The organism is Burkholderia sp. A2 (genome assembly GCF_001729305.1).
Classification (GTDB): Bacteria; Pseudomonadota; Gammaproteobacteria; order Burkholderiales; family Burkholderiaceae; genus Burkholderia; species Burkholderia sola.
Genome location: NZ_LZXX01000102.1, coordinates 16,521 through 28,451, shown reverse-complemented (window position 1 = coordinate 28,451; position 11,931 = coordinate 16,521). Strand labels below are relative to the sequence as shown.

At 63.5% G+C, this 11,931-nt stretch carries 9 protein-coding genes and 2 pseudogenes; 5 read left to right on the top strand and 6 right to left on the bottom strand.

Annotation, left to right across the window (positions count from 1 at the left end):
• Positions 1–166: 166 nt before the first annotated feature.
• Both A9Z05_RS37880 and A9Z05_RS37875 read right to left on the bottom strand, forming a co-directional pair.
• Positions 167–650, bottom strand: a pseudogene (locus A9Z05_RS37880) (tRNA uridine-5-carboxymethylaminomethyl(34) synthesis GTPase MnmE); the annotation flags it as partial.
• Between the two features lie 2 nt (positions 651–652).
• Positions 653–1,499: pseudogene (locus A9Z05_RS37875) on the bottom strand (tRNA modification GTPase); the annotation flags it as partial.
• A gap of 398 nt (positions 1,500–1,897) precedes the next feature.
• Between A9Z05_RS37875 and A9Z05_RS20225 the strand changes: the two are divergent.
• On the top strand, positions 1,898–2,332 hold the full coding sequence (locus A9Z05_RS20225; protein ID WP_050018236.1) for a transcriptional regulator: 435 nt from the start codon (positions 1,898–1,900) through the stop codon (positions 2,330–2,332).
• Positions 2,333–2,446: 114 nt separating this feature from the next.
• Here A9Z05_RS20225 and yidC read toward each other — a convergent pair whose 3' ends face one another.
• From yidC to rpmH, 4 genes are all read right to left on the bottom strand, one after another.
• The gene (gene yidC / locus A9Z05_RS20220) at positions 2,447–4,108 is read right to left on the bottom strand and encodes a membrane protein insertase YidC (RefSeq protein ID WP_069619641.1); all 1,662 of its coding nucleotides are present in this window, start codon (positions 4,106–4,108) and stop codon (positions 2,447–2,449) included.
• 8 nt (positions 4,109–4,116) lie between these two features.
• Complete coding sequence (gene yidD / locus A9Z05_RS20215; protein ID WP_006750110.1) at positions 4,117–4,383, bottom strand: membrane protein insertion efficiency factor YidD; 267 nt, start codon at positions 4,381–4,383, stop codon at positions 4,117–4,119.
• A gap of 76 nt (positions 4,384–4,459) precedes the next feature.
• On the bottom strand, positions 4,460–4,921 hold the full coding sequence (gene rnpA, locus A9Z05_RS20210) for a ribonuclease P protein component (protein WP_006489941.1): 462 nt from the start codon (positions 4,919–4,921) through the stop codon (positions 4,460–4,462).
• 15 nt (positions 4,922–4,936) lie between these two features.
• Positions 4,937–5,071 carry a 50S ribosomal protein L34 gene (gene rpmH / locus A9Z05_RS20205; RefSeq protein WP_004198824.1) on the bottom strand — a complete coding sequence of 45 codons (135 nt, stop codon included), beginning with the start codon at positions 5,069–5,071 and terminating at the stop codon, positions 4,937–4,939.
• A gap of 421 nt (positions 5,072–5,492) precedes the next feature.
• Between rpmH and dnaA the strand changes: the two genes are divergently transcribed.
• The 4 genes from dnaA (at position 5,493) to A9Z05_RS20185 (ending at position 11,854) form a co-directional block, all read left to right on the top strand.
• Entirely contained in the window at positions 5,493–7,070 is a 1,578-nt protein-coding gene (dnaA, locus tag A9Z05_RS20200; RefSeq protein ID WP_069619640.1) for a chromosomal replication initiator protein DnaA, read from the top strand.
• Positions 7,071–7,240: 170 nt separating this feature from the next.
• A complete protein-coding gene (gene dnaN, locus A9Z05_RS20195) occupies positions 7,241–8,347 on the top strand; it encodes a DNA polymerase III subunit beta (RefSeq protein ID WP_006490996.1) in 1,107 nt (368 codons plus the stop codon).
• A 192-nt stretch (positions 8,348–8,539) separates the two neighbouring features.
• The gene (gene gyrB / locus A9Z05_RS20190; protein WP_069619639.1) at positions 8,540–11,014 is read left to right on the top strand and encodes a DNA topoisomerase (ATP-hydrolyzing) subunit B; all 2,475 of its coding nucleotides are present in this window, start codon (positions 8,540–8,542) and stop codon (positions 11,012–11,014) included.
• Between the two features lie 267 nt (positions 11,015–11,281).
• Complete coding sequence (locus A9Z05_RS20185) at positions 11,282–11,854, top strand: recombinase family protein (RefSeq protein ID WP_069619638.1); 573 nt, start codon at positions 11,282–11,284, stop codon at positions 11,852–11,854.
• Positions 11,855–11,931 lie beyond the last annotated feature (77 nt).

The following is an 11,931-nucleotide window of genomic DNA, read 5'->3' as shown; positions in this document are numbered from 1 at the left end:
CGGTATTACGGTGGGGGCGGGTATTATCACCATCATCGTCATTGGGATTAAGGCCTTCCGGCCGAGCACCACATCATTCCGGATGTTTGAATTCGTTTCGGCATCCGGCAATGACGATGCATGAGTGCCAGCGCTGTTCGTACTCGATGGCACGCCGCCGGCAGTATCATTTCCCAATACAAAACCTGCTGAAAATCACCCCCAGCAGATCATCCGACGTGAACTCCCCGGTAATCGCATTGAGCTGCTCCTGCGCGAGCCGCAGTTCCTCGGCAAACAGATCGAGCGACTGCGCGCGCTGCTCCGCGTGATCCGCCGCCTGCGCGAGATGTTCCTGCGCGGCTCGCAGCGCGATCAGGTGCCGCTCGCGCGCCAGATAGACGCCTTCGGCCCCCGCCTGCCATCCCGCAATCCGCAACAATTCCGCGCGCAGCATGTCGATCCCGTCGCCGCGCTTCGCCGACAGGTGGACCTCGGTCAGATCGCCCTCCGCCGCCGGATGCTCGACACACGCCGGCACGCCCGTCAAATCCGTCTTGTTCAACACGCGCACCACCGGCACGCCGCCCGGAAACCGCGCGGCGATCACTGCGTCATCGGGCGTCATCCCCGTGCGCGAATCGAGCAGATGCAGCACGACGTCCGCGCGCNNTCTCGCTCCACGTGCGCGCGATGCCGATCCGCTCGACTTCATCCTCCGTCTCGCGCAGCCCGGCCGTATCGATGATGTGCAGCGGAATCCCTTCGACCTGGATCGTCTGCGCGACCTTGTCGCGCGTCGTGCCGGCGATCGGCGTGACGATCGCCAGCTCGGCGCCCGCCAGCGCATTCAGCAGCGACGACTTGCCGACGTTCGGCTGCCCCGCCAGCACGACCGACAACCCTTCGCGCAGCAGCGCACCCTGCCGCGCATCGCCGAGCACGTGCGCGAGTTGCGCGCGGATCTTCGCGAGCTTGCCGCGCGCGTCGGCCGCTTCGAGGAAGTCGATTTCCTCCTCCGGAAAATCGAGCGTCGCCTCGACCAGCATCCGCAGCGTGATCACGTCGTCGACGAGCGCATGGATCTGCCGCGAGAACGCGCCGTCGAGCGAACGCCCGGCCGAGCGCGCCGCCGCCTCGGTGCTCGCCTCGATCAGGTCGGCAACGGCCTCGGCCTGCGCGAGGTCGAGCTTGTCGTTCAGGAACGCACGCCGCGTGAATTCCCCCGGCTCCGCGAGCCGCAGCCCGAAGCCGCGCCCCGCATCCAGGCAGCGCTGCAGCAGCAACTGCATCACGATCGGCCCGCCATGCCCCTGCAGCTCGAGCACGTGCTCGCCGGTATACGAATGCGGCGCAGGGAAATACAGCGCGATCCCGCGGTCGAGCGGCGCGCCGTGCGCGTCGAGGAACGGCACGTAGCTCGCATGGCGCGGCGCAAGCTTCTGCCCGCACAACGCGTCGATCAGCGGCAGCGCAGCCGCCTCGCCGCCGCGCCCGAACGACACGCGGACGACGCCGATGCCGCCCCGGCCGGCAGCAGTGGCAATGGCGACGATCGGATCGGAATCGGTAGCGAGCATGGCAATCGGAGCAATCGGGTAATCAGCGAGTCAATGGTGCGCCCGCGCAACAGTTCGGGCAAAGGAACGCCGGCATTGTAGCGTGCGGGCTCATAAGCCACCGGCCGCGGCGCCCGATTCGGATTTGCCCGAATTTATCCCGCCGGGGATAAGCCGAGTATGAGTTCGGTGTCACGACACACCGACCATTTCGGACAAGTATGTTTGCTGGAGCGGCTCGACACTGCGTCCCTCAATTTCATCGACCATCCTGATCCGGGCTGGGATTCATCCGAATGAGATACGTTTATCCCATATGGTTGTCTGAGATGCGGCGATGAAATTGCACAATCTCCCTCATGCCGACATCCGAAGAAAAAGCCGCGTTCTCGGAACGCCTGAAATTCGCCCTGCGGCGCAGCCCGGAGAAGGTCACGGGCGCGACGGAACTGGCGAACCGATTCAATCTGCGCCACCGCGGAACGCATCCCGTTTCGCCGCAGACCGCGCACAAATGGTTGACGGGCCGCACGATCCCGACGTCGGACAAACTCGAAACGCTCGCCGAATGGTTGCGCGTCGAAGTGCACTGGCTGCATTACGGGCCATCGCCGAGCGTGGTCGAACATCCGACGCCGCAACCGCTGCCACGCGACGAACGCTATCCGCCGACACCCGAGACGATCGAACTTGCCTCGAAGATCGAGGCGCTGTCCCCGCATCAGCGCTACCTGGTTCAGGAACTGGTCGAGCAGTTCTACGGCGATCCGAAACTCGAAGCGAAGAAGGCCTGAGCGGCAGCAACCGCCCGCGCCGCCGCCGAGGAAACAAAAAGCCGCATGGTCATGAACCATGCGGCTTTTTTTGCGTGCCTCGCGAGCGGCTGGCCCCCACGAGTACGACTGACGTCAGGCCGGCTTCTTCTTCACGCCGCCGAGCTTGCGCGTGATGTAGTACTGCTGCGCGATCGACAGCACGTTGTTCACGACGTAGTACAGCACGAGACCTGCCGGGAAGAAGAAGAACATCACCGAGAACGCGATCGGCATGAACTTCATCATCTTCGCCTGGACCGGGTCCGGCGGCGTCGGGTTCAGGCTCGTCTGCACGAACATCGACACGGCCATCAGCACCGGCAGGATGAAGAACGGATCGCGCTGCGACAGGTCGTGAATCCACAGAATCCACGGCGCGCCGCGCATTTCGACCGATGCGAGCAGCACCCAGTACAGCGAGATGAACACCGGGATCTGGATCACGACCGGCAGGCAGCCGCCGAACGGATTGACCTTCTCGGTCTTGTACAGCTCCATCAGCGCGGCGTTCATCTTCTGCGGATCGCTCTTGAAGCGTTCGCGCAGCGCCTGCATGCGCGGCGTGATTTCCTTCATGCGCGCCATCGACTTGTAGCTTGCAGCCGACAGCGGGAAGAACACGGCCTTGATCAGCACCGTCAGCAGCACGATCGCCCAGCCCCAGTTGCCGACATAGCCGTGAATCTTCTCGAGCAGCCAGAACAGCGGCTTCGCGATGATCGTCACCCAGCCGTAGTCCTTCACGAGCTCCAGGCCCGGCGCGATGCCTTCGAGCATGCGCTCTTCTTCCGGACCGGCGAACAGGCGCGCCTGCACGTCGGCCGACTGGCCCGGCGCGATCGCGGCGACCGGCTGCTTCACGCCGACGCGGTACAGCGACGGATCGATCTTTTCAGCGTAGATGTCGCGCTTCGCGCCCTGCTGCGGAATCCAGGCCGACGCGAAGTAGTGCTGCACCATCGCGACCCAGCCGTTGTCGGCGGACTTCTCGAAGTTCGCCTTGTTCTTGTCGAGGTCGCTGAAGTCGATCTTCTGGAAATGCTTCGCGTCCGTGTAGACCGCCGGCCCGAGGAACGTATGCGAGAACATCGGCGTTTCGACGGCCGTGTTGTCGCGCACGAGTTCCATGTAGACCGTCGGCGTGACCGGGGCGGTGCCGACGTTGTCGATCTTGGTGTCGACGCCGATCACGTAGCTGCCGCGCGTGAACGTGTAGGTCTTGATGACCTTCACGCCGCCCTTCACCGGCGATTCGAACGACAGCTTCAGCGTGTTCTGGTCGCCCGTCAGCGACGTCGAGCCGGGGTTCAGCTGCGTGTAGACGTCGTTGTGGTTCGGGAAATCGCCGCCGAGCAGGCCCGTGCGCGCGAGATACGTGTGGCCGGCCGTGTGGTCGAACAGCGTGATGTACAGGTCGGGCTGCTTGCCGTCGCCCTGCTTCTTCAGCGTCAGCTTCGCGAGCGTGCCGCCGCGCGTGTCGATTTCGCCGTCGTACACGTCGGTCGAGAATTTCACGAGCTGCGCCTGGGCGGCCGGGGCCGTGGTCGACGGTGCGGCGCCGGCTGCGGCGGCAGGCACATCACCTGCGGTCGTCGTCGCGCCCGTGCCCGATGCGCCGCCGGCAGCGGCCGGGGCCGTCTGCGTGGCGCTCGGGAAGAACATCGACGGGCGTCCATGGTCCCGCTGCCAGTTGTCGTACAGCATGACAGCTGACATGAAGAAGATCACCCATAGGACGGTGCGTTTGATATCCATGCGTTGTCTCAGAGTCGATGGGACCGCGCGTCGGCTTCGCCGCGAGCGCGAGTGTCGGAGTTGGGCGGCGGGACGAGGTCGATGCCACCCGCGGAAAACGGATGGCATCGGCACACGCGCCTGACGGCGAGATACGTGCCGCGCGCGGCGCCATGATACTGGATTGCCTCGCGCGCGTAATCCGAACAGGAAGGATAAAAACGGCAACGGTTGCCGAGCATCGGGCTCACGGCAACCTTGTAGAAGCGCAGCAAGGCGATCAATACCGTTTCCATACCTTGGGCGGCGCCGTTCGACGCCGCGTCAAAACCGGCCGGGCGGGCGCGAACGCCGCACCGGGGCACGGATGCGTCACTCGGACGCGGGCTTCGACGCACGGCGCGCGATTTCCCGGACTGCCCTGTCGAGCAGTTCGCGGATTTCGGCCGCGCACATCGCCGCGAGCGGGGCGGAAGCCGCGCTCGGCAGCGCTTTCTTGTCGAAGCGCGTGTGCTGCCGCAGCAGCAGGTCGTAACCGGCGAATTCGGCGCGGCGCAGGCGAAACTGATCGCGCGCCAGCCGCTTCACGAGGTTACGGGTGACCGCTCGCGGCGCATACTTCTTGCCGATGACAAGCCCCAGACGCGCGGGCTGCCCGGTCGGCTTGCCGTAGATCACGAAGTGCGCGGAGCGCCGCCAGGGGCGCAAACGAAAAACGGATGAAAATTCATCCGTTTTCAGAAGTCGCGCAGCTTTCGGGAAGGCGGCTTTCGTCTGCGACGGATTCGCACCCGGCTCGACGGCACCTTCCGCAGGACTGCGGACGGCGGACACAGCGCGCAACCTGCCTTAGATGGCGAGGCGCTTGCGGCCCTTCGCGCGGCGAGCGTTGATGACCTTGCGGCCACCTGCCGTCTTCATGCGGACACGGAAGCCATGGGTGCGCTTGCGGCGCGTCACGGACGGTTGGTAAGTACGTTTCATGATGTTCTCACTTGTTCGAGAATGTCGAAATTCAGGGGACCGCGTGCCCTTAACCGGAGGCATTCGGGCGAACGCAATCGCCGGGAATACAGGATTGGTTTTCGCGGAACCCGCTATTTAAACCGTTTTTCTCTTGACGGTCAATACTTTAGGAGTCGCTCGCCTGTGCCGGGCCGCTCCGATCCGGCCCCGCGACCCACAAACACAGCCTGTGGATAAGTCCCGCTGTGGCCGCGTTTGGCGTTAGAATCTCGCCTTATCTCCAAGAATCCCGCACGCCGCTTCGGCTCGCGCCTGCCCCTCCAAGACTGTGACGCAGGCGTCCGACGCACGCTCGCACGACCGCTTCGGGCCTTGTTGCGCGACCGCGACAAGGGCGCCGGCGAGCCGCGCTGTGCACGCAAAAAACGACAGTTACTTGATGAACGATTTCTGGCAACACTGTTCCGCACTGCTGGAGCGCGAGCTGACGCCCCAGCAGTACGTGACGTGGATCAAACCCTTGGCCCCGGTGGCCTTCGATGCGTCGGCGAACACGCTGTCCATCGCCGCGCCGAACCGTTTCAAGCTGGACTGGGTCAAGAGCCAGTTTTCGGGCCGGATCGCCGATCTGGCCCGTGAATTCTGGAACACGCCGATCGAAGTCCAGTTCATCCTCGATCCGAAGGCAGGCATGCGCAGCGCGCCCGCGGGCGCGACACCAGCCGCCCCGCGTGCGCCGCTGGCGCCGAGCGGCCCGGCCGCGACGGTCGCCGCGATCGCCGCCAACCTGACCGCGCATGCCGCCGCCGCGCCCAGCGCGCCGGCCGACGTGCCGATGACGCCGTCGGCGGCCGCCGCGCACCACCTGAACGCCGACGACGCCGACATCGACCTGCCGAGCCTGCCCGCGCACGAAGCCGCAGCCGGCCGCCGCACGTGGCGCCCGGGCCCCGGCGCCGCCCCCTCGAACGGCGGCGAAGCCGATTCGATGTACGAACGTTCGAAGCTGAACCCCGTGCTCACGTTCGACAACTTCGTGACCGGCAAGGCGAACCAGCTCGCGCGCGCCGCCGCGATCCAGGTCGCGGACAACCCCGGCATCTCGTACAACCCGTTGTTCCTGTACGGCGGCGTCGGCCTCGGCAAGACCCACCTGATCCACGCGATCGGCAACCAGCTGCTGCTCGACAAGGCCGGCGCGCGCATCCGCTACATCCACGCGGAACAGTACGTGTCCGACGTGGTGAAGGCGTACCAGCGCAAGGCGTTCGACGACTTCAAGCGCTACTACCACTCGCTCGACCTGCTGCTGATCGACGATATCCAGTTCTTCTCCGGCAAGTCGCGCACGCAAGAGGAATTCTTCTACGCATTCGAGGCGCTGGTCGCGAACAAGGCGCAGGTGATCATCACCAGCGACACGTATCCGAAGGAAATCTCGGGCATCGACGATCGCCTGATCTCGCGCTTCGACTCGGGCCTCACCGTCGCGATCGAGCCGCCCGAGCTGGAAATGCGCGTCGCGATCCTGATGCGCAAGGCGCAGTCGGAAGGCGTGAATTTGTCGGAAGACGTCGCGTTCTTCGTCGCGAAGCACCTGCGCTCGAACGTGCGCGAACTCGAAGGCGCGCTGCGCAAGATCCTCGCGTATTCGAAGTTCCACGGCCGCGAGATATCGATCGAGCTGACCAAGGAAGCGCTGAAGGACCTGCTGACCGTGCAGAACCGGCAGATTTCGGTCGAGAACATCCAGAAGACCGTCGCCGACTTCTACAACATCAAGGTCGCCGACATGTACTCGAAGAAGCGCCCCGCGAACATCGCGCGGCCGCGACAGATTGCGATGTATCTCGCGAAGGAACTCACGCAGAAGAGCCTGCCGGAAATCGGCGAGCTGTTCGGCGGGCGCGATCACACCACCGTGCTGCACGCGGTGCGCAAGATCGCCGACGAGCGCAGCAAGGACGCGCAGCTCAACCACGAGCTGCACGTACTGGAACAGACGCTGAAGGGCTGAGCGCGCGCACCGCGCTTGATAATTCGGCCTCCGCCCCAATTTAAGGGGGGCGGTTCGGTTTTGAGGCACAATACTGGTTTGACCGCCCCGGTGGTGGCGGGCCAAGAGCCCGGCCGGCGGGGCGCTGCGTGGCTGCTGCGCTGCAGGCCGTTACTCAACGAAGGAACTCTATGCAACTGGTCAAGACCGAACGAGACACCCTCCTCAGGCCGCTGCAAACGGTCAGCGGCATCGTCGAACGCCGCCATACGTTGCCGATCCTCGCCAACCTGCTGATCACCAAGAACGGCCCGGACGTTTCATTCCTGTCGACCGACCTGGAGCTGCAGATCACCACGCGCGCCGATTTCGGCGTCGGCGGCGACCAGATCGCGACCACCGTCGCGGCCCGCAAGCTGCTCGACATCCTGCGCGCGATGCCTGACGGCCAGGTCACGCTGTCGCTCGCCGACAAGCGCCTCACCGTTCAATCGGGCAAGAGCCGCTTCGCACTGCAGACGCTGGCGGCCGACGAGTTCCCGACCGTCGCGCAGGCGAAGGATTTCGGCGCCACGCTCACCGTCCCCCAGAAGTCGTTCCGCCAGCTGCTCGGCATGGTGCACTTCGCGATGGCGCAGCAGGACATCCGCTACTACCTGAACGGCATGCTGCTCGTCGTCGACGGCGACCAGTTGATGGCCGTGGCCACCGACGGCCACCGCCTCGCGTTCTCGTCGATGAAGCTCGAAGGCGGCACGTTCGGCCGCCAGGAAGTGATCGTGCCGCGCAAGACGATTCTCGAGCTGCAGCGCCTGCTCGAAGACATCGACGACACCGTCACCATCGACATCGCGCAAACCCAGGCCAAGTTCACGTTCGGCCAGGTCGAGCTCGTGTCGAAACTCGTCGAGGGCAAGTTCCCCGACTTCCAGCGCGTGATCCCGAAGGCGCACAAGAACACGTTCGAGATCGGCCGTGAAGAACTGCAGCGTTCGCTGCAGCGCGCGGCGATCCTGACCTCGGACAAGTTCAAGGGCGTGCGCTGCATCATCGCGCCGGGCCAGCTGAAGATCATGTCGACCAACGCCGATCAGGAAGAGGCGCAGGAAGAACTCGAAATCGCCTACCAGGGCGATACCGTCGACATCGGCTTCAACGTCACGTATCTGCTCGACGTGCTCGCGAACCTGAAGGTCGACACCGTGCAGGTGAGCCTCGGCGACGCCAGCTCGAGCGCGCTGATCACCGTGCCCGAGAACGACGAGTTCAAGTATGTCGTGATGCCGATGCGCATCTGACGCGCTCGACATCGCGACACACACCAGGGGGCGGCAAGCCCCTTTGGCGTTTTTATGGCGAACCGACAACCCGCCCTTTTAGTGCCTTTTCGGCACTTGGGGCGGGCCAGGAAACTGGAGCGGCCGGCGATTTCCCTCGCTGAAACGCACCGCGCCGCCACGAGAGTGGCCCCGCAGAACCGGAAGATATCCATGAGTGAACAGCACAATTCGCGACCCGATAACAGCAGCTACGGCGCCTCGTCGATCCAGATCCTCGAAGGTCTGGAAGCGGTGCGCAAGCGCCCCGGGATGTACATCGGCGACACGTCGGACGGCACCGGTCTGCACCACCTCGTGTTCGAGGTGCTCGACAACTCGATCGACGAAGCGCTGGCCGGGTATTGCAACGACATCCACGTGACGATTCACGCCGACAACTCGATTTCCGTGACCGACAACGGCCGCGGGATTCCGACCGACGTGAAGATGAACGACAAGCACGAGCCGAAGCGCAGTGCGGCGGAAATCGTGATGACCGAGCTGCACGCCGGCGGCAAGTTCGACCAGAACAGCTACAAGGTGTCCGGCGGCCTGCACGGCGTGGGCGTGTCGTGCGTGAACGCGCTGTCGAGCTGGCTGCGCCTCACCGTGCGCCGCGACGGCAAGAAGCGTTTCATGGAGTTCCACCGTGGCGTCGCGCAGGATCGCGTGATCGAGGTGGTGGACGGCGTGGAAGTGTCGCCGATGCTCGTCACCGGTGATACCGAGAAGCGCGGCACCGAAGTGCACTTCATGGCCGATCCGACGATTTTCGGCACGGTCGAGTATCACTACGACATCCTCGCCAAGCGGATGCGCGAGCTTTCGTTCCTGAACAACGGCGTGCGGATTCGCCTGACCGACCTGCGCTCGGGCAAGGAAGACGATTTCGCGTTCGCCGGCGGTGTGAAGGGCTTCGTCGAGTACATCAACAAGACGAAGACCAACCTGCACCCGACCGTGTTCTTCGCCAACGGCGAGAAGGACGGCGTGGGCGTCGAAGTCGCGATGCAGTGGAACGACAGCTACAACGAAAACGTGCTGTGCTTCACGAACAACATTCCGCAGCGCGACGGCGGCACGCACCTGACCGGCCTGCGGGCCGCGATGACGCGCGTCATCAACAAGTACATCACCGACAACGAAATCGCGAAGAAGGCGAAGGTCGAGACGACCGGCGACGACATGCGCGAAGGGCTGTCGTGCGTGCTGTCCGTGAAGGTGCCGGAGCCGAAGTTCAGCTCGCAGACGAAGGACAAGCTGGTTTCTTCCGAGGTTCGTGCGCCGGTTGAGGAAGTTGTGGCGAAGGCGCTGGAAGAATTCCTGCTGGAAACGCCGATCGACGCGAAGATCATCTGCGGGAAGATCGTTGAAGCTGCTCGTGCGCGGGATGCGGCTCGGAAGGCGCGTGAGATGACGCGACGCAAGGGCGTGCTCGATGGCGTTGGTCTGCCGGGCAAGCTCGCAGACTGCCAGGAGAAAGACCCGGCGAAGTGCGAAATCTACATCGTCGAGGGTGACTCGGCAGGCGGGTCGGCGAAGCAAGGGCGTGATCGCAAGTTCCAGGCAATCCTGCCGCTGCGCGGCAAGGTGCTGAACGTCGAGAAGGCTCGTTACGACAAGCTGCTGTCGTCGGAGCAGATCGTCACGCTCGTGACCGCGCTCGGGTGCGGGATCGGCAAGGACGATTACAACCTCGAGAAGCTCCGCTATCACCGCATCATCATCATGACCGACGCGGACGTCGACGGTGCGCACATCCGGACGCTGCTGCTCACGTTCCTCTATCGCCAGATGCCGGACATGATCGAGCGCGGGTACGTGTATATCGCGCAGCCGCCGCTTTACAAGATCAAGGCGGGCAAGGATGAGCGGTATCTGAAGGATGACGTGGAGCTCAATGCGCACATGCTGCGGTTGGCGCTGCAAGGGTCGGAGCTGGTGCCGGGTGAGAATGCGGCGGCGATTTCTGGCGATGCGCTTGGGGAGCTGGCAAGGTCGTACCTGCTGTCGCAGAGCGTGATCGATCGGTTGAGCCGGTTGTATGACCCGGCCGCGCTGGAAGCGGTCATGGATGGGGTGGTGATCGATCTCTCGAATGAGGAGTCGACCGAGGCTTCGGCTAAGGCGCTGCACGCTGCTTTGCATGATGAGGCGCTGAAGAACGAAGTGCGGGTGGTGCCTTCGTATGACGCGGTTCGCGAACAGCGGGCGCTGCATGTCGAGCGGACGCATCACGGCAACGTGCGCGTTTCGGTCATCGACCAGGAATTCCAGCACACGGCGGATTATCAGCAGCTCGTGACTACCGCGAATACGTTCAAGGGGCTTATTGGGGAAGGTGCGGTCATCAAGCGCGGTGAGCGCAGCATGGCCGTGGCGGACTTCAAGAGCGCGATGAAGTGGCTGCTTGCTGATGCTGAGCGGAACGTCTCCAAACAACGCTATAAGGGGCTCGGCGAGATGAACCCCGAGCAGCTGTGGGAAACGACGATGGATCCGGCAGTGCGGCGTCTGCTGCGTGTGCAGATCGAAGACGCGATTGCGGCGGATGGGATCTTTACTACCCTCATGGGGGATGATGTGGAGCCGCGGCGGGCGTTTATCGAGTCGAATGCGTTGCGGGCGGGGAATATTGATGTTTGAGCTTGTAGGTCACCAGAAATAGTGAAAAACGTGTTCTGAGACGAAGCCGGTTTCTCACTGTTCGTGAAAACTTAGTCACTGTTGTAGCCCGCTCGACTACCCATGTCGTCCGGGCTATTTTTCTGGCCACACCGATTCCGTCACTCCAGCATCTCGACACGAAAACGGTCATTTTCTGGACATTGCGAAATAAGGCATTCCGGGCTAGCGAAACGCTAGGTGCCGAGTTAATATTGCCGTCAAGTTTTCAATGTCCGGGTTTCGTCAATGAATCAGCGTATTGGGTATGCTCGGGTCTCCACCGAGGACCAGCATCTGGACTTGCAGCGCGACGCGCTTCAACAGGCCGGTTGCCATGTCGTCTACGAGGAAGCTGCAAGCGGCAAAAACGCTGAGCGTTTAGAGCTAGAGCAATGTCGTAAGGCTCTCCGCAGTGGCGATACGCTAGTGGTGTGGCGGCTCGATCGGCTCGGTCGCAGCCTGTCAGATCTGGTGCAAATTGTGGCGGACCTCGAACGCAGCGGTATCAGCTTCGAGAGCCTCACCGAGAAGATCGAGACGAACAGCGCTGCGGGCAAGCTGGTCTTCCACGTCTTCGCGGCCCTTGCGGAGTTCGAGCGTAGTCTGATCCGTGAGCGCACGCATGCCGGGCTCGCTGCTGCGCGTGCTAGAGGTCGCTCAGGCGGTCGCAAGCCCAAGCTAGGGGAGAAGCAGGTGCGCGAGATTAAGGCGCTGCTACGGGACCCGGAAATCCAGGTTGCCGAAGTGGCCCGACGCTACGGCGTGTCCCGCACCACGTTGTACAAGTATGTCGGTGTCGTCGCCCCACGTCATCCATGACTTTCATTGCTCATAGCCACACCCAGGGAATCACAAAAATGCTGCACCGGAGATCACATTGAGCATCGAAAAAGACC

Excerpts from the sequence above, each read along its gene's own strand:
- A9Z05_RS20225 (WP_050018236.1), top strand. The coding sequence starts at position 1,898 with ATGCCGACATCCGAAGAAAAAGCCGCGTTCTCGGAACGCCTGAAATTC.
- yidC (WP_069619641.1), bottom strand. The coding sequence starts at position 4,108 with ATGGATATCAAACGCACCGTCCTATGGGTGATCTTCTTCATGTCAGCT.
- yidD (WP_006750110.1), bottom strand. The coding sequence starts at position 4,383 with ATGGAAACGGTATTGATCGCCTTGCTGCGCTTCTACAAGGTTGCCGTG.
- rpmH (WP_004198824.1), bottom strand. The coding sequence starts at position 5,071 with ATGAAACGTACTTACCAACCGTCCGTGACGCGCCGCAAGCGCACCCAT.
- dnaA (WP_069619640.1), top strand. The coding sequence starts at position 5,493 with ATGAACGATTTCTGGCAACACTGTTCCGCACTGCTGGAGCGCGAGCTG.
- dnaN (WP_006490996.1), top strand. The coding sequence starts at position 7,241 with ATGCAACTGGTCAAGACCGAACGAGACACCCTCCTCAGGCCGCTGCAA.
- gyrB (WP_069619639.1), top strand. The coding sequence starts at position 8,540 with ATGAGTGAACAGCACAATTCGCGACCCGATAACAGCAGCTACGGCGCC.
- A9Z05_RS20185 (WP_069619638.1), top strand. The coding sequence starts at position 11,282 with ATGAATCAGCGTATTGGGTATGCTCGGGTCTCCACCGAGGACCAGCAT.